Consider the following 20,249-nt stretch of genomic DNA (forward strand, 5'->3'; position numbering starts at 1 on the left):
CGAAACCATGGCTACAGCCGCAGCCCATGCCGAGGCCCACGAGGTCCACGACCACAAGCCGTCGTTCTTCGCCCGGTGGTTCCTGTCGACGAACCACAAGGACATCGGCACCCTCTATCTGCTGTTCGCCTTCTGCGCCGGCATGATCGGCGCGTTCCTCTCCTTCGGCATCCGAATGGAGATGGAGCAGCCCGGGCTGCAGTATTTCTCGAACCCCGCGACCTACAACGTGTTCGTCACGGGCCACGGCCTCATCATGGTGTTCTTCATGGTGATGCCGGCCCTGATCGGCGGCTTCGGCAACTGGTTCGTCCCGCTCATGATCGGCGCGCCCGACATGGCGTTCCCGCGGATGAACAACATCTCCTTCTGGCTGACGGTGGCCGGCTTCTGCTCGCTGCTCTGCTCGCTGTTCGTCGAGGGCGCCCCGGGCGCCTCCGGCGCCGGCACCGGCTGGACCGTCTACCCGCCGCTCTCGACCGCCGGCCATCCCGGCCCGGCCGTGGACTTCGCGATCTTCGCCCTGCACCTCTCGGGTGCCGGCTCGATCCTGGGGGCGATCAACTTCATCACCACGATCCTGAACATGCGCGCCCCGGGGATGACGCTGCACAAGATGCCGCTCTTCGCCTGGGCCGAGCTGGTGACCGCGTTCCTGTTGCTGCTGTCGCTGCCGGTGCTCGCCGGCGCCATCACGATGCTGCTCACGGACCGCAACTTCGGCACGACCTTCTTCGACCCGGCCGGCGGCGGCGACCCGATCCTGTACCAGCACCTGTTCTGGTTCTTCGGTCACCCCGAAGTCTACATCATGATCCTGCCGGCCTTCGGCATCGTCTCGCACATCATCGCCACCTTCTCGCGCAAGCCGGTCTTCGGCTACCTCGCGATGGCCTACGCCATGGTGGCGATCGGCGTCGTCGGCTTCGTCGTGTGGGCCCACCACATGTACACGGTCGGCCTCTCGCTGCAGACGCAGTCCTACTTCGTGTTCGCCACGATGGTGATCGCGGTCCCGACCGGCGTGAAGATCTTCTCGTGGATCGCCACCATGTGGGGCGGCTCGATCCGCTTCACCGCGGCCATGCACTGGGCGGTGGGCTTCATCTTCCTGTTCACGGTCGGCGGCGTGACCGGCGTCGTGCTCGCGAACTCGGCGGTCGATAAGTACCTCCACGACACCTACTACGTCGTGGCGCACTTCCACTACGTGCTGTCGCTCGGCGCGGTGTTCATCATCTTCGCCGGCGTCTATTACTGGTTCCCGAAGATGACCGGCCGCATCATCCCGGAATGGGCCGGCAAGCTGCACTTCTGGCTGGCCTTCATCGGCGCGAACGTCCTGTTCTTCCCGATGCACTTCCTCGGCCTCGCCGGCATGCCGCGGCGTTACGCCGACTACCCGGACGCCTTCGCGGGCTGGCACAAGGTCTCGACCTACGGCGGCCACATCTTCGGCCTGGGCATGTTCGTGTTCGTGATCGGCGTGGTCCTCGCCTTCCGCTCCAAGGAGCGGGCCGCGGACAATCCCTGGGGCGAAGGCGCAACCACCCTGGAATGGACGCTGCCCTCCCCGCCCCCGTTCCACCAGTTCGAGACGCTGCCCCGCATCGTCGACGAGCCGGGCGCGCATTGATCGATGTCCGCGAGGGCCGCATCCGCGGCCCTCGCCCTTCCCCGGAGGCCGGTCGCCGACCTCCCGGCAAGGGCGAGCGCTGAGGGCGAATCGCAGGGGCCGAGGGCCCCGCTCGCGCCCAACCTTGAAACACGTCGATCTCCAATTTCGACCCGGCCGTGACGCGCGCGGCCGGGCACCGACACAACAGCAGCAGACGCGATGACGAGCCTGACGAACACCATCGGACGGGACGGTCCGGCCCCGGCCCTCTCGGCCGCCGGCGGGGACGTGCCGGACTATTTCGCCCTGCTCAAGCCGCGGGTGATGATCCTCGTCATCTTCACCGCGCTGGTCGGCATGGTCGTCTCGCAGGGCCACGTGCAGCCGGCGATCGGCGCGATCTCGCTCCTCGCCATCGCGGTGGGTGCGGGCGCCTCCGGGTGCCTGAACATGTGGTGGGACGCCGATATCGACGCCGTGATGAGCCGCACCGCCACGCGGCCGATCCCGGCGGGCCGGATCTCCTCCGAGGAGGCCCTGGGCTTCGGGCTGTTCCTCTCGGTGGCCTCGGTCCTGGTGCTCGGCCTCGCGGCGAACGTCCTGGCCGCCGGGCTCCTGGCCTTCACCATCGTGTTCTACGCGGTGGTCTACTCGATGTGGCTGAAGCGGGCGACCGCCCAGAACATCGTCATCGGCGGCGCGGCGGGCGCCCTCCCCCCGGTGATCGGGCAGGCGGTGGTCACCGGCTCGGTGGGGATCGAATCCCTGGTCCTGTTCGCCATCATCTTCATCTGGACCCCGCCGCATTTCTGGGCGCTGGCCCTGATCAAGGCCGAGGAATACGCCCGCGCCGGCATCCCGATGATGCCGAACGTCGCCGGCCCGGCCTCAACCCGCCGGCAGATCGTATGGTACTCGCTGGTGCTGGCACCCCTGGGGCTGGCCCCGGTGGCACTGGGCTTCGGCGGTTTGATCTACGGGGTGATCGGGGTCGTGGGCGGCCTCGGCATGATCGCCTTCAGCATCCGCGTCCTGCGCAACACCGCAGGCGAGGCCGAGAAGCGTGCCGCCCTGGGCATGTTCGGCTTCTCGATCCTGTACCTGTTCGCGCTGTTCTCGGCACTTCTGGCGGAGCAGAGCTTCCACCTGTTCTACCCGGTCCTGGGCTGAGCGCCATGCCGGATCCCGAGATCCAGTACCGCCCCCTCACCCCCGAGGAGGAGGCGCGCCGCCGGAAGCGCTCGGTGGCGATCGCGCTGGCCCTCGGCGCCTGGGTTCTGCTGTTCTTCGTCCTGACGATCGTGAAGCTCGGACCGCAGATCCTGAGTCGCCCGCTCTGAGGAGACCGCTGTGACTGCACCCCGTTCGGAGGTCGGAAAAGGCGCTCGGCGCACCGCCATCGCCTGCGCCGGTCTGGCGGTCGGCATGGTCGGCCTCGCCTTCGCGTCGGTGCCGCTCTACGACGCCTTCTGCAAGGCGACCGGCTACGACGGCACGCCCCGCCAGGGTCCGGCGCTGGCCGCCTCCGCGGCCCGGGCCAACGACAGCATCGTGGTCCATTTCGACACCAACGTCGCGCCGGGCCTGCCCTGGAAGTTCGCCCCGGAGGCGAATCGCGTCGAGGCCAAGCTCGGCGAGACCAAGACGGTGTTCTTTCGGGTGCAGAACACCGGCCCCAAGCCGACGACCGGCGTCGCGACCTTCAACGTCCAGCCCGGTCTGATGGGCGGCTACTTCGTGAAGATCGCCTGTTTCTGCTTCAACGAGCAGACGCTCCAGCCCGGCGAAACCCTCGACGTGCCGGTGGTGTTCTATGTGGATCCGGCGGTACGCGATGATTCGAACACCGCGCATCTCTCGGAGATGACGCTCTCCTACACCTACTTCGCGGCCAAGAACGGCCAGCCGGTCACGGCGGCGGTGGCCAATTCGGCGCCGACGGGGGCGAAGCGGGATTTCTGATCGCGGGCGCGTGACAACACGGGCCCGCACCGACTAAACGTGCGGACAAGCTTGGGCGAGGTCCGTGCCGCGCCCGGCCAAGAGCAAACAGCCAGCAGCGTGCGGCCGGAAGCCGGGAACGGCGCAGGGCGCGCGGGTGAGGAGCGACGGGACGATGGCCGAGGCGCACGCCAAGAATCACGACTTTCACATCCTGAGCCCGAGTCCCTGGCCGCTGATCGGGGCGTTCTCGGGCTTCCTGATGGCCTTCGGCGCCGTATTCTGGATGAAGAGCCTCCAGATCGGCACCCTGACCCCGGGCCCCTACATCTTCGGCGCCGGGGCGCTCGGCGTCCTCTACACCATGTTCTCCTGGTGGAAGGACGTGGCGCACGAGGCTAATTCGGGCGACCACACCCGCGTCGTCCAGCTCCATCACCGCTACGGCATGATGATGTTCATCGCCTCGGAGGTGATGTTCTTCGTGGCGTGGTTCTGGGCCTATTTCGAGGCCGCGCTCTACACCGCCGACCCGATCCAGGCGTCGCGGGTGGAGTTCACGGGCGGCGTCTGGCCGCCCAAGGGCATCGAGGCGTTCGACCCCTGGCACCTGCCGCTCCTCAACACCCTGATCCTGCTGACCTCGGGCACCACCGTGACCTGGGCGCACCACGCGATGCTGGAGGGTGACCGCAAGGGGCTGAAATACGGCCTGTGGCTGACCATCATCCTCGGCGCGCTGTTCACCGCCTGCCAGGCCTACGAGTACAGCCATGCCGAGTTCGCCTTCGCGGGCAGCATCTACTCGTCGACCTTCTTCATGGCGACCGGCTTCCACGGTGCCCACGTGATCATCGGCACGATCTTCCTGGCGGTGTGCCTGTTCCGGGCCTATGCGGGGCAGTTCACCCCGCGCCAGCACCTCGGCTTCGAGTTCGCGGCTTGGTACTGGCACTTCGTCGACGTGGTCTGGCTGTTCCTGTTCGCCGCCATCTACGTGTGGGGCTCGGGCGTCTTCCACGGCGCCGCCCACTGAGAGGCCCCTCCCGCTGCATGGCGGACCTGCGAAGGGCGGCTCCGGCCGCCCTTTTTCGTGTCCTGGTTCCGCGAATCCCCATATCGAGGGCGACGACCCGGACGCGGCGCGGTCGCGGCCCCTCGGATCGGTCTGGAGTGTGCCCGTGGACCAACGCACCTATTCGCCGCCGCCGCCGATCCCCACGGGCCTGCGGGGCCGTTGCCCGCGCTGCGGTGAGGGGCACCTGTTCAAGGGGTTCCTGACCCTGCGCCCGTCCTGCGAGGCCTGCGGGCTCGACTACGCGAAGTTCGATTCGGCCGACGGTCCGGCCTTCTTCGTGATGTCGATCGTCGGCCTGATCGTGGTCGGCCTCGCCCTGTGGCTGGAGATCACCTACGAGCCACCGATCTGGGTCCACGCCCTGGTCGCCACGACGTTGTCGGTCGGTCTCAGCCTGATCCTGGTCCGGCCGCTCAAGGGTATGCTGGTCGCCCTGCAGTTCAGCAACAAGGCCGAGCAGGGGCGCTTCGAGCTGTGAGTGCGGCGGCGTCCCGGGGCCCGTGGCGCGACCTGATCGCGCCCGGTCTCGCATCCCTGATCGCCCTGGCGATCCTCCTGAGTCTCGGCACCTGGCAGATCGAACGCCGGGCCTGGAAGGAGGATCTCATCGCCCGGATCGTGCGGCAGACGCGGGCCGAACCGGCGGCGCCCCCCGTACCGGCCGCCTGGGATCCCGCCCGCGACGAGTTCCGCCACGTGCAGGTCTCCGGCCACTTCCTCAACGACCGGGAGACCCTGGTCCACGGCCTCGCCGCCGGCGAGACGCCGGGCCGGGCCCTCCAGGGGTATTACGTGCTGACGCCCTTCGAGCGGGCGGACGGCGGCATGGTGCTGATCAATCGCGGCTTCGTGCCGACCGAGTTGAAGGCGCAATCCGACCGGCGGGACGGCCTGATCGAGGGCCCGACGACCGTCACCGGCATCCTGCGCGCCAGCGAGCCCCGTGGGCTGTTCGTCCCGGAGGCAGACCCTGCCCGCGGCGAATGGTTCAACCGCGATGTTGCCGGCATCGCCGCCGCCCGCGGCGTCCCGGAGGTTGCACCGTACCTGATCGAGGCCGATGCGGTGCCGAGCCAGATCTCCTGGCCGCGCGGCGGACAGCTGCGGGTCGACCTGCCCAACAACCACCTGCAATACGCGTTCACGTGGTTCGGTCTCGCCGCGTGCCTGATCGGGGTCTTCTCGGTCTTCGCGTGGCGGCGCCTGCATGAGACCGATACGCCGCGCGCCGCTTAGCGGTCTCGTCTCGGGCAGGGGAACGGCGCCGCACCGTTCCCGAGATTCGCGTCGCCGTCCCACCATCGGCCGCCGGTTGTCGGCTCCGAGACAAATCTGGTCCGATCGCCGTTCTGCGAAGAAGAACGTCGCCGCCGGCGCACTCAAAACAGCAACCTGTTCCTTTGACCCGCGCAGCCGGGGCTGGAATATTTTCAATTGTCTTGAGCGATCGGCCGATTTTCTGAATTGTGTATTCAGTTCACGGCGATCGACCAAGGGTGACGCCGCACGACGTGCCGCGCAGGCCAGGGAGCGCCGGATGACCAGCTATCAGAGTGCAGACGCAGAGCGCGAGCCGATCCGCTTCGCCTATTGGGTGCCCAACGTCTCGGGGGGCCTGGTGATCAGCAAGATCCCGCAGCGGACGAGTTGGGAAGCCGCGTATAACCGGACGCTGGCGCAGATCGCCGAGAAGGCCGGTTTCGACTACGCCCTGACGCAGATCCGCTTCACCGCCGGATACGGCGCCGAGTATCAGCACGAATCGGTGGCGTTCAGCCATGCGCTGCTGGCGGCGACCACGACGCTCAAGGTCATCGCCGCGATCCTGCCCGGCCCCTGGAACCCGACGCTCGCGGCCAAGCAGATCGCCACGATCGCCCAGCTCACCGAGGGTCGCGTCGCGGTCAACATCGTGTCGGGCTGGTTCTCGGGTGAGTTCCGCGCCATCGGCGAGCCCTGGCTCGATCACGACGAGCGTTACCGCCGCTCGGAGGAGTTCATCCGCAGCCTGCGCGGGATCTGGACGCAGGACAACTTCACCTTCCGCGGCGATTTCTATCGCTATAGCGACTACACGTTGAAGCCGAAGCCGCCGCAGCCGCTTCCGGAGATCTTCCAGGGCGGTTCCTCGCGGGCGGCGCGCGACATGGCGGCCCGCGTCCCCGACTGGTACTTCACCAACGGCAACACGCCGGACAATATCCGCATCCAGGTCGAGGATATCCGAGCCAAGGCGGCGCAGAGCGGCAACAGCCCGCGGATCGGCGTCAACGCCTTCGTCATCGCCCGGGACACCGAAGAGGAAGCCCGCGCCGTCCTCCGGGAGATCATCGATCACGCCGACCCGGACGCCGTGAAGGCCTTCGGCCACGAGGTCAAGAACGCCGGCAAGGCCTCACCCGAGGGCGAGGGCAATTGGGCGAAATCCAGCTTCGAGGATCTCGTTCAGTACAATGACGGCTTCCGGAGCAACCTGATCGGCACGCCCGACCAGATCGCCGAGCGGATCCTGGATCTCAAGGATGCCGGGGCCGACCTCGCCCTCCTGGGCTTCCTGCATTTCCAGGAGGAGGTGGCGTATTTCGGTGCGCACGTGATCCCGCGGGTCCGCGCCCTGGAGGCCGCCCGGGCCCGGCGCGCGGAGGCGGCATGACCGATCCGCGACGCGTTCCCCTGCTTGCCCGGAGTGAGCCATGACTATCGCGGTCGACGCACGAACCCTCGAACCGCACGGCGGCCGCGGCGCGCCCGGCCCGGTGCGGCCGCCCGCCCCGGCCCATGTGATCCGTGGCGAGACCGAGGCGCTCGCCGTCGCGCGGGGCCTGGCGGATGATTTCCGTCGGGGCGCCTCGGAGCGCGACCGCGGCGCCGTGCGGCCGCTGGCCGAACTCGACGCCTTCTCGCAGAGCGGGCTGTGGTCGATCAACGTGCCGCGCGCCCATGGCGGCCCCGAACTGTCCTACCGGACGCTGGCGCAGGTGATCGCGATCATTGCGGCGGCCGATCCCGCCATCGCGCAGATCGCGCAGAACCATCTCGGCATCGTGGCGGCGATCCGGACCGTCTCGGACGACGCGCAGCAGCGGCTGCTGTTCAGCGAGATCCTGCGCGGAACGCGATTCGGCAACGCGTTCTCGGAGCGGGGGACCAAGCGGGCGGCCGACTTCGACACCCGGTTCACAGATCACGGCGACCACGTCGTGGTCCGCGGCCAGAAATTCTACGCGACCGGCGCGCTCCTCGCCCACCGCGTTCCGATCGTCGCCCTCGATGAGGAGGGCCGCGCCTGGTACGCCATCGCCGCGCGGGATGCGCCGGGCCTGACCGTCATCGACGATTGGTCGAGCTTCGGCCAGCGCGGCACAGCGAGCGGCACCGTGCTGATCGAGGACGTGCGCGTGCCCAAGACGCATCTGGTGCCCGCCTGGAAGGGCTACGCGGCACCGGCCGCCGACGGTGCGGTGTTCCAGATCATCCAGGCGGCCGTGGATGCGGGGATCGGCCGGGAGGCTCTGGACGACACGATCCGCTTCGTCCGCGACAAGGCGCGACCCTGGGTCGACAGCGGTTTGGAGCGCGCCGCCGACGATCCCTACACGATCCACGCGGTCGGCGACCTGACCATCCGCCAGCATGCCGCCGAGGCGCTGCTGGACCGGGCCGGTCTGCTCCTCGACGCGGCGGTGGCGCGGCCGGACGCGGAGACCGTCGCGGCGGCCCAGCTCGCCGTGGCCGAGGCGAAGGTGCTGACCACCGAAGTCGCCCTGGCGGCCTCCAACAAGCTGTTCGAGCTCTCGGGCACGCGCTCGACCTTGGCGGCCGAGAACCTGGACCGGCACTGGCGCAACGCCCGGACGCATACGTTGCACGACCCGGTCCGGTGGAAATACGCCATCGTCGGCAACCACGCCCTGAACGGCGTCGCCCCGCCGCTGCACGCCTGGAGCTGACGGGGGGCGTTCAGAGCACCGGCAATCCGTGGCCCTTGGCCTCCTCGCCGGGCTCGACATGGATCGTCACCACTGCCCCGGGAATGGTCGTGCCCAGGGCGGTCTCGAGTCGGTCGCAGATCGCGTGGGATTCCTCGACGGTCATGGCGCCGGGGACCACGAGGTGGAAATCGATGAAGGTGGCCTGGCCGGCGGCGCGCGTGCGCACGTCGTGTGCCTCCAGAGCCCCTTCCCCATGCTGGGAGATCAGCGCCCGGATCTGGGTCACCATCTCGTGCGGGGCCGCCCGATCCATGAGGCCATCCACCGATTCGCGCACCATGCGGAACCCGGACCACAGGATGTTGAGCGCGACCAGGCCGGCCACGAGGGGGTCGAGAACCGGATATCCCGTCATCGCCACGGCGCCGACGCCGATCAGGACGCCGCAGGACGTCACGACGTCCGAGAAGACATGGCGCGCGTCGGCGATCAGGGCCGGCGAACGCCACCGCCGACCCCAGCGCATCAGGGCCACGGCCCAGGCCGCGTTGATGATCCCGGCCCCGAAATTGATCGCCACACCCACGGCCGGCGCGTCCAGGGGCTGGGGGGCGAGCAGTCCATAGAAGGATTCGCGCAGGATCATGAGCGCGGCCACGGCAATCAAGGCGCCTTCGATGACCGCTGAGAAGAACTCGGCCTTGTGGTGTCCGTAGGGGTGGTCCTCGTCCGCGGGGCGCGCCGCGACTCGCAGGGCCACGAAGGCGCCGATCGCCGCCACGACGTTGATGATGCTCTCCAGCGCGTCCGAGTACAGCGCGAGGCTGCCGGTGAGCCACGCGGCGTAGAATTTCAGGGCCGTGACGGCGAGGCCGATGCCGGCGCTGAGGAGTGCGGCTTTCTGGGTGCGGTCCATGGGCAGTGCCGATCAGGGGTCGGCGCGCCCATACGGCATGAAGCTGGCCCCAGGCCACGGCAAAGGTTCGACGCTGTCGAAAGGATCTTAGCCTGGGCTAAGAACCGACTTGGAACCCTCGGTTATCGGGCGCGGGCTCTCTGCACGTTGCAGTACCGCCACCTCTCGGAAGGGCTTCCGCGTGTCGCCCAGGATGGCGAGGGCCACACTGTTCGGGACGATGCCTAAGACGGGTTCGTCCCCGATTCCGGACTGCGCTCGGCCTCGCGCTGGCGGCTGGGCGCCGCCTTCGCACGGGCCGCCTCCGCCTTGCGCTGGAACCGGCGGCGCTGCCAGGCGAAGCGCGCGGCGCCCGCCAGGGCTTCGAGGCGCAGGGCCTCGCGCTCCCAGTAGCCGAGGAGCTGCCCATCGAGGGTCACCCGCCGGGGGCGGTCGGGGGCTGCCATGACCCTAATCCTGCGGTGCGGGCGGCTCGCCCGTCTCGGACACGACCAGCGCCTCCGGATCCCCACGGAAGCTGCCGGCGCCGGTATCCGGCACCGGCATGGACGGGCTGCCGAAGGGCTGGCTCGGATAGGCCTCCTCGAACTTCGCCCGGGCCTCGTCCGGACCCGCAGCCTTCAGGACGATCTCCGGCTTCCCCGGCAGGGGCCAGCGGGGATCGGCGTCGTCGCGGGGTCGCACGGCGTACCAGGGCATCGGCGGGGCGTCTCGCATCTCAGGTGACGCGGAAACGGGCCCGCTCGGCTGCGGTTCCGCGGTTGAAACCGCGTGCGGTTCAGTGCAGGCAGCCCGCAATGCGCGTGGACCTGTTCGATTTCGACCTCCCGGAGACCAGCATCGCCCTGCGCCCGGCCGAGCCGCGCGATGCCGGACGGCTTCTGGTGGTGCGGCCGGGCGCGCCACCGGACGACCGGACCGTCCGCGACCTCCCCAGCACCCTGCGGGCCGGCGACGCCCTGGTCTTCAACGACACCCGGGTGATCCCGGCGCGGCTTCACGGATTGCGCACCCGGCCGGGCGCCCCCGGGCAGCGCACCGAGGCGATGTTGCATCTGCGCGAAGGGCCGGCGCGCTGGCGCGCCTTCGCCCGCCCGGCCAAGCGGCTCGCCGCCGGCGACACGCTGCGCTTCGGCGATCTGACCGCAACGGTCGCCGGAAAGGGCGAGGCCGGTGAGGTGGTGCTCGACTTCGACCGGGCGGGCGCCGCCCTCGACGCCGCCATCGCGGCCGAGGGCGCCCTGCCGCTGCCGCCCTACATCGCCGGCAAGCGCGCCACCGATGCGCGGGACGTGACCGACTATCAGACGGTCTACGCCCGGAACCCAGGCGCGGTCGCGGCCCCCACGGCCGGGCTGCATTTCTCCGAGGCGCTGCTCGCGGATCTCGACGCGGCCGGGCTGCAGCGCCACCACGTCACCCTGCATGTCGGCGCGGGCACCTTCCTGCCGGTCAAGGCCGAGGATACGGCGGACCACCGCATGCACGCGGAGGTCGGCTATCTGGACGCGGCCACCGCCGAGGCGCTCAACGCCGTCCGGGCGGCCGGCGGCCGGATCGTCGCGGTAGGGACCACGGCCCTGCGCCTGCTGGAGAGCGCCGCGGCACCGGACGGACGGCTCTCGGCCTATTCCGGCGCCACCGACATCTTCATCACCCCGGGCTACCGGTTCCGGGCGGTGGATGCCCTGGTGACGAACTTCCACCTGCCACGCTCGACGCTGTTCATGCTGGTCTCGGCCTTCTCGGGCCTGGAGACGATGCGCGCGGCCTACGCGCACGCGATCCGATCGGGCTACCGCTTCTACTCCTACGGCGACGCCAGCCTGCTCTTCACCGGCCCGCGCGCGGATCTGCCATGACCGACCCTGCCCCCTTCGGCTTCACCCTGCTGGCGCAGGACGGCGCGGCTCGCACCGGCGCGATCACGACGCCGCGTGGACAGATCCGGACCCCGGCCTTCATGCCGGTGGGCACGGCCGCAACCGTCAAGGCGATGTATCCCGGGCAGGTCCGCGACCTCGGCGCCGACGTCGTGCTCGGCAACACCTATCATCTGATGCTGCGCCCCGGCCCGGAGCGCATGGCCCGCCTCGGCGGCCTGCACCGCTTCATGAATTGGGACCGGCCGATCCTGACCGATTCCGGCGGCTTCCAGGTGATGTCGCTGTCCGCTTTGCGGAAGATCGACGAGCAGGGCGTGACCTTCCGCTCGCATATCGACGGCACCGCCCACCACATGAGCCCGGAACGCTCCATCGAGATCCAGGGACTGCTCGGCTCCGACATCCAGATGCAGCTCGACGAATGCGTGCGCCTGCCGGCCGAGCACGGGGCGATCGAGAAGGCCATGCACCTGTCCCTGCGCTGGGCCGAGCGGTGCCGCGTCGCCTTCGGCGAGCAGCCGGGCCGGGCCCTGTTCGGCATCGTGCAGGGCGGTGACGTCCCGGCCCTGCGGGTCGAGAGCGCCCGGGCACTCACCGACCTCGACCTGAAGGGCTACGCGGTCGGCGGCCTCGCGGTGGGCGAGCCGCAGGCGGTGATGTTTTCCATGATCGAGGCTGTCGAGCCGCACCTGCCGCAGGCCAAGCCCCGCTACCTGATGGGCGTCGGCACGCCCGACGACATCCTCGGCGCGGTCGCCCGCGGCATCGACATGTTCGATTGCGTGATGCCGACCCGCGCCGGCCGCCACGGCCTCGCCTATACGCGCCATGGCCGGGTCAACCTGCGCAACGCCCGCCACGCCGAAGATACGGCGCCCCTCGACGAGGCCTCGGCCTGCCCTGCGACGCGGGACTATTCCCGGGCCTATCTGCATCATCTGGTCCGGTCGAACGAGATCCTGGGGATGATGCTGCTGACCTGGAACAACCTCGCCTACTACCAGGACCTGATGGCAGGCGCCCGGGCGGCGATCCGGGCCGGGACTTTCGCGGATTACTGCTGCGGTACCCGCGAGGGCTGGGCACGGGCCGAGCGGGCCGCCGCGTGATACCGCCTCAGGGGTGGGCCAGCACCCGATAGACCCCCGCCGGGTCGTCCGCACCGGTCGCGGCCGCGGCCTTCAGATCCGTGACGATCCCGGCCGCCACCGGCAGGCGGTAATGCAGCGCGTCCCAGTAGTTCGCGTCCCGGGTCGTGAGTGGCGAGGCGATCCGGAAATCCACCACCGTCGCGCCATGCCCGGTTCCGATCGCGGCGACCCGGGCCTTGCAGGCGGCTTCGCGCCGGCCCGCCGCCGTCCCTGGGGCCCCCTGCGCGGCCGCGTGGACCGGCATGAAGACCAGGAGCTTCAGCGCCTCCGCGGGCACGCCACCCAGGAACCGGTCGAGGCGATCGAGCGCGGGCATGGGCGCGTCCGGCGGATCGGCGGGTGCGGCCGGATCGGCGGCGCCGGCTCGGATATGGGCCCGGGCACGCTCGGCATCGTAGCGATCCTCCGGCGGGGTGAAGACCGCGTAGCCGTCCGACCGGATCCGGGGGCGGGCCAGTCCGAAACGCGCGAGCCCGACCCGGGCCGCCGCCGTGACGGACCGCAGGTTGACCTGCCGCAACACGCCCCACGGCGCCCCCTCCGCGTAGAGCCAGTCCGGAAACGCGTTCGCGGTGCGGGCGGGGGGATCGGCCGCGCACCAGGTCGCGTCGAGCCCGAACAGGATCGCGCGCACCGGCCGCCGCGCCAGGAACAGCGCGGCCAGGTGGAGCTGCTCGTCCGGGGTGGCGGCGTTCATGGCCAGGTTGGCGAACCGCGCGCCGAAGGCCCTGTCGAGGGCGTCCGGATCGAGCAGCCGGGCTGTCGAGGTGCCGAAGACCGCCGCGTCGAAGGCGCCGCCGCGGGCGATCTGCGGGTAGGCCAGACGCTGGTTGGCATCCATGATCGGGCCGGGTGGGTGGCCCGGCGCCGCGCGTAATCCGTAGGGATCGAGCATCGCCACGGAGGCGATCACCGACACGCCGAGGAACGCCGCGATGGCGATGACGCTGCGGGCAAAGCGCGACCAAGCCGCGGCGCAGCCCGCTTCGTCCTGAAGGTGTTTCGGCGATCGCGATGCCATGGATGGCATTCTTACCCGTCCGGCACGTCGCCGCCGAAGTCCATGCGTTCCGAGGCCCATGCGTTCCGAGGCCCATGCGTTCCGAGGCCCATGCGTTCGACGTCGCGCGCCGGCGGTATCGCCCCGACAGGCCGTGAGCAGCTTTCGGACGATCCGCCGGCGGCTATCCGCCGACGCTGACCGCAACGGACATGTCCAGGAATGCGTCCGCCGGTCCGAGGTAGCTTCCCACCAGGGGCATGGCCAGCCGGATGTCGCGGGCCACGGCCACTGGGATCAGATTGGCACCGCCGACGCTCCGGTTCGTTGGATCGAAGGTGATCCAACCCGCGCCCGGCAGGAAGATCTCCGCCCAGGCATGCGTGGCCCCGGAATCCGCCGAGCCCAGCAGAATCCGCGACGGGTCGTGAAGGTAGCCCGAGACGACCCGGGCCCCGAAGCCGAGGCTGCGCACCGCCTCGACGAGGAGCGTCGCGAGATCCCGGCAGGAGCCCATCCGGAGGGACAGGGTCTGGCTCGGGGACTGCGTGCCCTCGTCCTCGCGAACCTGATAGGCGATGGCGTTCCCGACGCCGGCGTTCAGGTCTTTGAGCAGCGATAGCGTGTCGGTCGGGTAGGAGGCCACGAAGCCCTGCGCCCAGTCCCGCAGGCTCGGAGCGCCGTCCGGATATTGCAGGATCGTCAGCGCCCCGAGATCCGTCCACTCATCGTCCGTGTAGCGGAAGGGGAACGTGATCGCCGAGGCGGCGATGGCGAAGACTGGGTAGGCGGCGGCGGACAGCACCACCCGGGACAGGCACTCCACCGCGAGGCTGTCCGCCTCGGAGCTGAACGTCGCCGTCGCGACGGCATTGCCAGCGACATCCTGAGCCCAGGTGACGGCGGCATCCGGCGACAGGGTGACGGTACTCGACAGCACGCGCAGCTCGTGGCTCTCCCGGGGTCGCATCATCAGCCGGTGCGGCCCGAGGGTAACCGGCTGGCGATAGCGGTATGTGGTCCGGTGCCTGATGCTGATCTCGACCAACGGACCACCCCGAATCTGGCGCTGCCGAGGCTGGGTGTCCCGACCGCCTGCGGTCGACTTAGCACGGCGCCGACCATAGGCTGACATCTCTATAGAGCAGTCGTCGCATGTTGAAGATGCACGTCAAACCTGGCGGGTGCGACAAATCTATTTTGTCTTGGGCGCAACCGCATTGCCCCTCGTACGCGTTGAAGTCAGTGAACCATTTTAATCCGGGCGCTGCGCCCCACGCCCTCGTCGTTGATGACGACGCCCTGATCCTGATGGAGGCGACCAGCATCCTGGAGGATGCGGGCTTCCAGGTGCTGGAGGCGATGAATGTCGCCCAGGCGCTGAAGGTGCTGGATCGGCACCACGGTGCGGTGCAGTTGCTGTTCACCGACGTCCAGATGCCGGGGGAGGCAGACGGCTTCGACCTAGCACGGGTCACCGCGGAGCGGTGGCCGCACATCGCGGTGGTCGTCGCTTCGGGTCGGCTGAAGCCCGGACCGGGGGACCTGCCCAAGGGCGCGACGTTCATCGGTAAACCATTCAGTCCTGAGATCGTCCGACGCCATGTGCGCGAGACGATGCCGGACGAGAAGCATCCCGACCAGCTCAGAAAGTCGTAGGCGCGATGCCACGAGTGTCCGGCTGCGTCGGCAGGCCGGAAGCCGGGTTCAGGGCTATCTTTGTCCGCCTCGCCGGTGCAGACTATCGAAACTACCGGAACGGTTGACCCAGGCTCCGGTGGCTGAGGGCCCGTGCCCCCGCCTGCGATGGACAGGCGCGCGTGGCAGACCTCATCAAATTCCCCGCCAAGCCCCGGTCGCGGCATGCACGCCGGATCTATCAGGTGCATCGGTTCGCCCCGAGTGGCAGCGTGCTCACGACCTGCATCATCACGGCCCGCAACGACGGTGACGCCGAGCGTCAGGCGGTCGGATTGGTCGAGGGGCATCGTGCCGAACTATGGGCGAGCGATCGCCTCGTCGCGGTGTTCGGCGCCCTCGATAACCCGATCGCGAACTCGATCCGGCTGCTCGGAGACGAGCCGACGATCCGACCCTGAGGGCGGCACAGTTCCGCCTGCGACTTTTCCTCCAGGAGCGAGACCATGGCGACCGAAAAGAAACGCGGAAACCGCGAGACCAAGAAGCCGAAAGCCCCCGTCCCAAAAACCAACGCGGCGGCCCCGTCGACCAAGGGCACCGTCGCAGGAGCCATGAAGACGGCCGGACGAGGCTGAATCGAGCGGCCGGTCGACCCCATCGGGGGGACCGGCCGCGGGGATGCCGGAGACACCCTGCGGACACGGTTGGGACTGCGCGGTGAAACTGCAGTCCGCCATGATGCCCCTGAACACCGCGTCAGAGGGCTCTGGCAAGACCTGCCTCCAGGGCGAGCGCGCTGGCCGTCTGCTGCGAGAGACGGACGCCGGTCGGCTCGACATCCGCGTCAGCTTTCACGGCACGGCGCACGACGGCGAGCGCATCGGCCTCGGATGTCGTGATCGCGGCGTAGAACATCACCAGACGCCCGGACAGTTCCGCATCGTCCGGACGCGAGACCTTGAGGATGTAGGCCGTCTGGTTGGGCTCGATGATCGCGACATCGGGGGCGGGTGAATCGGCCGTCAACATAGTTGGGTCCTAGATGCTCAGACGCTTCGTGTTCGCGGCGACATGTTCGCGGTAGCGCGCGATGACAGTCTCAGGCGAACCGCCAAACATGAGGGTGGCCATGGCCTCCGCCGCGGCGTCGACCTTTTCCACAATCATCGACTGCGCCTCGGCCAACCCCTCACGGCCGCCCCAGGCGAGACGGACCAGCCGCAATTCGATCACGCGCTGCGACTCGATCGCGAGCATCAGGGATGACAGGAAAGGATTGTACACAGCAGGCTCCTCGCCGCAGCACGCACGGTCACGATCAAACGTGGCTGGATCTTCGAACGATCCGACTTGCAAATGCATGGCAGCCCCGCCCTCATGATCGAACCGCTAAGGAACGATCTCGGGTCCTGCCTGCGTCGATCGTCGAGATCTTGCGTGCAGCGTGTTGCCAATCCGACAAACGGCGTCGCCTCAGCGCGTCGTTTCTTCCGGCCGCCGGCGACCATCCTTGGCGAGGATGGTCCTCGCACAGCTTCGTCGCTTCGCAGGTCGTCACCGGGCGGAGGCAGTCCGTGTCCTGGTCAAGCCCTCATCAGGAGGCGCGGACGAGTTCGCCTTCCCGCGCGGCCCGTTCGCCGAGGTCGGACCGGATCCGGTAGGTCGGCTCGCCCGAGCGGTCATCCGGCGTGAGCCGGACCACTTCGAAGAGACCGTCGACGACGCTCTTGTTGCCGGAGTAGCTGAGACCGAGCTGCCGGACGTGCTGGCCGACCTTGAACTTGTGAGACATGTGCCGTCCTCCAGGGAAGCGCTTCGAGGGGTTGGAACGGCCTATCGGCGGGTTCTGGCCTTGCGCGCCGCGAAGCGTGCATCGCGCGCAGCCTTCTGTTCGGCGGCCTGGGCTGCCTGCCGCTCGGACGTCTCGGCCTCTTGGCGGATGAGTTCGGCCGCGGCGCGCTCGCTCTCCGCCAGGATTTCGGCTTCACGCCGGGCCTCGTCGGCGGCACGGGCGGTTTCCCGCTCGGCGTTCCGCACATCGCGCGCCTCGACCACGGCTTGCCGGGCGGCCTGCTGCGCGAGGACGGCCGGATCATCGGCGGCCGGACGTGCCCGGAATCGGTCGAGCGTGGCCTGCCGCGCTTTGGTGACAGCCTCGATGCGATCAACGAGCTGACTTGTCTTGTATTGGCCCACGAAGTCTCCTCATGCACACCGGAACTCGGATCCAGCGGCAGAAAATAGATGAAGCCGTTCCGGGGGGAACGGCTTCGCAATTCGTTCCGAAGGACGAGTGAGGCTCAAGCGGCCTGGAGGCTGCCGGCCGACTGCTTCCCGCTGCGACGGTCGGTCTCCATCTCGTAGGAAACCTTCTGCCCCTCGGTCAGACCCTGCATGCCGGCGCGCTCGACGGCGGAGATGTGAACGAACACGTCCTTGCCGCCGTCATCCGGCTGAATGAAGCCGAAGCCCTTGGTGTCGTTGAACCACTTGACGGTGCCGATGCTCATAGGTGTTCCATATCATTATAGGCAAACAAAGAGGTCGAGCGCACGCGTTACACGCGCTCGGTCGCTGGTCGTCGAAAATGGGAGAGATGCAGTGCGCTCGCCCTGTTCAGGCGATGCGGCCGAATATCTGGCCAACAGTCGATTTCTTACCTGTACGCCATCACAGCGACAATAACAACCGCACAATGCGAACGGGCGACATTTGGCGAGTCGCGACGCAGCCATCATCGTTGCGCTTCTGAAGCTGCGTGCCGAATGAGAGGTTTTTGAAAACCTTGCGCCGGGCGGCCGCCGCGCCCTGCAAAACGACCGCGTCGGTCGAGACGACCGGTCCTTGAGCCGGCACCGGCCGCCGGACAGCCTCGCCACGACTTCAAAGATCAGCACCCCGTCCCGCCTCCGAGGGCCGGTCCGATACGGGTGATCAGATCCCGACGCTGGCCGCACCCGCCGCAGCGGCTTGTTCGACGGAGGCGCCGCCGCGCAACGCCATGGCGATGGCGGTCGACATAGTATCGATCGCCAACGCACGATCCTGACCGTAATCGTAGGAGCTGTTGTTGCCGGAACTCAGCCGCGCATAGTAGCTGTCGGGAAAGCGTTTATCGATCCGAGATTTCAGCATCCGCGCGGCGGCGTTGTAGTCATCTTCGAAGTTCCTGGCCTTGGTCGAATAATCGCCCTCGAAGCGACCGGCTTCGCGCTGCTTCGCCATCACGCCGGCTTGGCGCGCCCTGGTCTGGGCGAGAAAGAAGCCGATGATCTTGCCGATCAGCCACCGAATCACGGGCATTGACACCTCCTACAGTTTCGGCGGGACAACGCGTCAGGACGGGATTGGCAACGCGGGTGCGCTGCGGCGTCATCCCGACCTCCGCTCCCGGTTCGGCACCCGTCCAAATCGAGGGGCCGATCGGCCTGTCTATTGTGATGACCCGAGTTGCTCGGCCGATTCGCGCGGCACATAAAAACCGTCATGCCCGGAAATTTCTGCCAGGACTTGCGTATATCCTTTTGCTTCCATCAACGCACGAATCGGCTCCGCGTTTCCGGCATGCTGTTCGATGGTCAGAAAATTGATCTTGTATCTATCGAATGCAAAGTCTGCAATAATATCTAGCTCGCCGCCTTCGACGTCGATAGACATCACATCGATAATGTTCGGCGCGCCATTCTGTGTCAGCATATCCGTCAATGTGACGGTTTCAACCGTATGTATCCGCGCGACGTCCCGGTCCTTGGAGTCGTGGCCCGCAATGCGGGATTCCGTTTTATGTTCGTCGTCTTTGTACTCTAGGAGCTGTATCTGAGCTTTCGTTTCTCGCCAGACGCACCGCTTTTCGATCAAGCATTTCCGATTCTGGGCCAGTTGCGCATGCCAAGTCGGCATGGGTTCAGCGACGATGCCGGCCCAACCGAACTCCTTCTCGAGCAACGCCGTATTGCTCAGGAACAATCCGTCACACGCTCCGAACTCGACAAAAAAGCCGCTTTGTTTCGCTTGATTGTAGAGCAGTCCGAATATATCTTGGTAAAACTGCCCGCTTGACTTCTCGACCAGGCCCAAGACTTTGCCAATTTGTGCCGCATTGTCCGAATTTATGAAGTTCTATGACAGTTTTGCGATTCTGAACAAGCGCTCACGCTGCGCGATAAGCTGCCGTACAGAGAAGGCATGAAATTCTGCCACTCTTTCTAATTCAAAAATCCTATCGTTATCGATATTCATGCTCTTATGACCCTCAAGAAACGAAATCTATTGCGGCTGTGAGTGATCATATTTATGTCGCGCTGGCCCATCATCTGCGTCAGGACATATTCATGCCGATCACTGTACTGCACGGCCTCCGTAGCCTTGAGAGGGCTTCACACGCAATACGGACTTCACGGCCGTGGGCTGTCGCTGTGCGTCCCCGCTTCGGATCGTGCCCCTGATGCTCGACTCCGCCACCCGACGAACAAGGCAAACCGCCGCCTGTTCGGAGCAGCACGCCCTGACTGTCAAACCGGGGACGATAGCCCGCGGGATCGAACGCGCAGCATGCGGGTGAACGATCGGCTGCTGCGGGGCGCTACCGCCTACGGTCCCGGCGCGTCCCGGTAGCGTCTGGGACGTTCATTCACCGGTTGGACCCGCAGGGATCATGGTCTGAATCGGTCCATGCGCCCGAGCCCGACTGCCGATCTCGGTGGCTCTGAGCGCGCGGGCTCCCGCGCACGGTTTCGAGCGGGTCGAGCCCTGGCGTTTTGGCAGAGGACGGCCATCGTTCGCAGAGATCAGTCGCGTCATATCTGACGTGCTAAGGTCTGCGCGGTCGACCACCGCACGCGTTTCGAAGACGGCAACAAGCATCAAGCTGCTCGCGATGCGACACCGCGGCGTAAACCCGTCACCGGTCCGACAATAGGCCAGGAGGATGGTAAATCTCGGGAAAGATTGGTCGGAGTGGCAGGATTTGAACCTGCGACCCCCACGTCCCGAACGTGGTGCGCTACCAGACTGCGCTACACTCCGAAGGCCGTCCCGCATCTCTGTCGAGGCCGGCGAGCGGGCTTATAGCCGTGCCTTCGGCGCG

At 67.7% G+C, this 20,249-nt stretch carries 26 protein-coding genes and 1 tRNA gene; 14 read left to right on the plus strand and 13 right to left on the minus strand.

Annotation, left to right across the window (positions count from 1 at the left end):
• Positions 1-7 precede the first annotated feature (7 nt).
• From ctaD to AC3IF3_RS05575, 9 genes are all read left to right on the plus strand, one after another.
• Positions 8-1,636 carry a cytochrome c oxidase subunit I gene (gene ctaD / locus AC3IF3_RS05535; RefSeq protein ID WP_243965008.1) on the plus strand — a complete coding sequence of 543 codons (1,629 nt, stop codon included), beginning with the start codon at positions 8-10 and terminating at the stop codon, positions 1,634-1,636.
• A 201-nt stretch (positions 1,637-1,837) separates the two neighbouring features.
• Positions 1,838-2,788, plus strand: coding sequence for a heme o synthase (locus AC3IF3_RS05540; protein ID WP_243965004.1), 951 nt, complete (start codon positions 1,838-1,840; stop codon positions 2,786-2,788).
• A 5-nt stretch (positions 2,789-2,793) separates the two neighbouring features.
• Positions 2,794-2,958: a hypothetical protein gene (locus AC3IF3_RS05545; RefSeq protein WP_243965001.1), complete on the plus strand. Its 165-nt coding sequence runs from the start codon at positions 2,794-2,796 to the stop codon at positions 2,956-2,958.
• Positions 2,959-2,968: 10 nt separating this feature from the next.
• Positions 2,969-3,580: a cytochrome c oxidase assembly protein gene (locus AC3IF3_RS05550; protein WP_489227727.1), complete on the plus strand. Its 612-nt coding sequence runs from the start codon at positions 2,969-2,971 to the stop codon at positions 3,578-3,580.
• A gap of 154 nt (positions 3,581-3,734) precedes the next feature.
• Positions 3,735-4,595 (plus strand): cytochrome c oxidase subunit 3, encoded by an 861-nt coding sequence (locus AC3IF3_RS05555; protein WP_243964998.1) that lies wholly within the window; start codon positions 3,735-3,737, stop codon positions 4,593-4,595.
• A 145-nt stretch (positions 4,596-4,740) separates the two neighbouring features.
• Positions 4,741-5,115, plus strand: a complete 375-nt coding sequence (locus tag AC3IF3_RS05560) for a DUF983 domain-containing protein (RefSeq protein WP_489220032.1) — start codon at positions 4,741-4,743, stop codon at positions 5,113-5,115.
• Entirely contained in the window at positions 5,112-5,873 is a 762-nt protein-coding gene (locus AC3IF3_RS05565) for an SURF1 family protein (protein WP_489227729.1), read from the plus strand. The genes AC3IF3_RS05560 and AC3IF3_RS05565 overlap by 4 nt, the downstream gene beginning before the upstream one ends.
• Positions 5,874-6,174: 301 nt before the next feature.
• Entirely contained in the window at positions 6,175-7,290 is a 1,116-nt protein-coding gene (gene sfnG / locus AC3IF3_RS05570; protein WP_489227731.1) for a dimethylsulfone monooxygenase SfnG, read from the plus strand.
• 40 nt (positions 7,291-7,330) lie between these two features.
• Positions 7,331-8,587: an SfnB family sulfur acquisition oxidoreductase gene (locus AC3IF3_RS05575; protein WP_489227733.1), complete on the plus strand. Its 1,257-nt coding sequence runs from the start codon at positions 7,331-7,333 to the stop codon at positions 8,585-8,587.
• Between the two features lie 10 nt (positions 8,588-8,597).
• Here the strand turns inward: AC3IF3_RS05575 and AC3IF3_RS05580 are convergent, their stop codons facing one another.
• The 3 genes from AC3IF3_RS05580 to AC3IF3_RS05590 form a co-directional block, all read right to left on the minus strand.
• Entirely contained in the window at positions 8,598-9,485 is an 888-nt protein-coding gene (locus AC3IF3_RS05580) for a cation diffusion facilitator family transporter (protein ID WP_489227735.1), read from the minus strand.
• 224 nt (positions 9,486-9,709) lie between these two features.
• Positions 9,710-9,931, minus strand: coding sequence for a hypothetical protein (locus tag AC3IF3_RS05585; protein ID WP_489227737.1), 222 nt, complete (start codon positions 9,929-9,931; stop codon positions 9,710-9,712).
• A 4-nt stretch (positions 9,932-9,935) separates the two neighbouring features.
• A complete protein-coding gene (locus AC3IF3_RS05590) occupies positions 9,936-10,184 on the minus strand; it encodes a hypothetical protein (RefSeq protein ID WP_489227739.1) in 249 nt (82 codons plus the stop codon).
• 98 nt (positions 10,185-10,282) lie between these two features.
• Here AC3IF3_RS05590 and queA point away from each other — a divergent pair, with 98 nt between their 5' ends.
• Positions 10,283-11,347 (plus strand): tRNA preQ1(34) S-adenosylmethionine ribosyltransferase-isomerase QueA, encoded by a 1,065-nt coding sequence (gene queA / locus AC3IF3_RS05595; protein WP_489227740.1) that lies wholly within the window; start codon positions 10,283-10,285, stop codon positions 11,345-11,347.
• Positions 11,344-12,480 carry a tRNA guanosine(34) transglycosylase Tgt gene (gene tgt, locus AC3IF3_RS05600; RefSeq protein ID WP_489227741.1) on the plus strand — a complete coding sequence of 379 codons (1,137 nt, stop codon included), beginning with the start codon at positions 11,344-11,346 and terminating at the stop codon, positions 12,478-12,480. Before queA ends, tgt begins: the two co-directional genes overlap by 4 nt.
• Positions 12,481-12,487: 7 nt before the next feature.
• Here tgt and AC3IF3_RS05605 read toward each other — a convergent pair whose 3' ends face one another.
• Both AC3IF3_RS05605 and AC3IF3_RS05610 read right to left on the minus strand, forming a co-directional pair.
• Complete coding sequence (locus AC3IF3_RS05605) at positions 12,488-13,543, minus strand: hypothetical protein (protein ID WP_489227742.1); 1,056 nt, start codon at positions 13,541-13,543, stop codon at positions 12,488-12,490.
• 163 nt (positions 13,544-13,706) lie between these two features.
• The gene (locus tag AC3IF3_RS05610; RefSeq protein WP_243964984.1) at positions 13,707-14,570 is read right to left on the minus strand and encodes a transglutaminase family protein; all 864 of its coding nucleotides are present in this window, start codon (positions 14,568-14,570) and stop codon (positions 13,707-13,709) included.
• A gap of 107 nt (positions 14,571-14,677) precedes the next feature.
• Here AC3IF3_RS05610 and AC3IF3_RS05615 point away from each other — a divergent pair, with 107 nt between their 5' ends.
• From AC3IF3_RS05615 to AC3IF3_RS05625, 3 genes are all read left to right on the plus strand, one after another.
• Entirely contained in the window at positions 14,678-15,181 is a 504-nt protein-coding gene (locus AC3IF3_RS05615) for a response regulator (RefSeq protein ID WP_489227744.1), read from the plus strand.
• A 161-nt stretch (positions 15,182-15,342) separates the two neighbouring features.
• Entirely contained in the window at positions 15,343-15,621 is a 279-nt protein-coding gene (locus AC3IF3_RS05620; RefSeq protein ID WP_489220041.1) for a hypothetical protein, read from the plus strand.
• A gap of 45 nt (positions 15,622-15,666) precedes the next feature.
• The gene (locus AC3IF3_RS05625) at positions 15,667-15,798 is read left to right on the plus strand and encodes a hypothetical protein (RefSeq protein ID WP_279598123.1); all 132 of its coding nucleotides are present in this window, start codon (positions 15,667-15,669) and stop codon (positions 15,796-15,798) included.
• Positions 15,799-15,919: 121 nt separating this feature from the next.
• Here AC3IF3_RS05625 and AC3IF3_RS05630 read toward each other — a convergent pair whose 3' ends face one another.
• The 8 genes from AC3IF3_RS05630 to AC3IF3_RS05665 all read right to left on the minus strand — a co-directional run bounded on the left by AC3IF3_RS05630 (position 15,920) and on the right by AC3IF3_RS05665 (position 20,188).
• The gene (locus AC3IF3_RS05630; protein WP_489227746.1) at positions 15,920-16,192 is read right to left on the minus strand and encodes a hypothetical protein; all 273 of its coding nucleotides are present in this window, start codon (positions 16,190-16,192) and stop codon (positions 15,920-15,922) included.
• A gap of 9 nt (positions 16,193-16,201) precedes the next feature.
• Complete coding sequence (locus AC3IF3_RS05635) at positions 16,202-16,447, minus strand: hypothetical protein (RefSeq protein ID WP_489227748.1); 246 nt, start codon at positions 16,445-16,447, stop codon at positions 16,202-16,204.
• Between the two features lie 310 nt (positions 16,448-16,757).
• Positions 16,758-16,955 (minus strand): hypothetical protein, encoded by a 198-nt coding sequence (locus AC3IF3_RS05640; protein ID WP_243964981.1) that lies wholly within the window; start codon positions 16,953-16,955, stop codon positions 16,758-16,760.
• A 41-nt stretch (positions 16,956-16,996) separates the two neighbouring features.
• Positions 16,997-17,359 (minus strand): DUF6481 family protein, encoded by a 363-nt coding sequence (locus tag AC3IF3_RS05645; RefSeq protein WP_489227749.1) that lies wholly within the window; start codon positions 17,357-17,359, stop codon positions 16,997-16,999.
• Positions 17,360-17,463: 104 nt separating this feature from the next.
• A complete protein-coding gene (locus AC3IF3_RS05650; protein ID WP_243964979.1) occupies positions 17,464-17,673 on the minus strand; it encodes a cold-shock protein in 210 nt (69 codons plus the stop codon).
• A gap of 424 nt (positions 17,674-18,097) precedes the next feature.
• Complete coding sequence (locus AC3IF3_RS05655; protein ID WP_243964978.1) at positions 18,098-18,466, minus strand: hypothetical protein; 369 nt, start codon at positions 18,464-18,466, stop codon at positions 18,098-18,100.
• Positions 18,467-18,595: 129 nt separating this feature from the next.
• On the minus strand, positions 18,596-19,240 hold the full coding sequence (locus tag AC3IF3_RS05660) for an FkbM family methyltransferase (RefSeq protein WP_489227751.1): 645 nt from the start codon (positions 19,238-19,240) through the stop codon (positions 18,596-18,598).
• 871 nt (positions 19,241-20,111) lie between these two features.
• Positions 20,112-20,188 (minus strand) — tRNA-Pro (locus AC3IF3_RS05665).
• Positions 20,189-20,249: the final 61 nt, after the last annotated feature.

Source organism: Methylobacterium sp. J-118 (assembly GCF_057836565.1).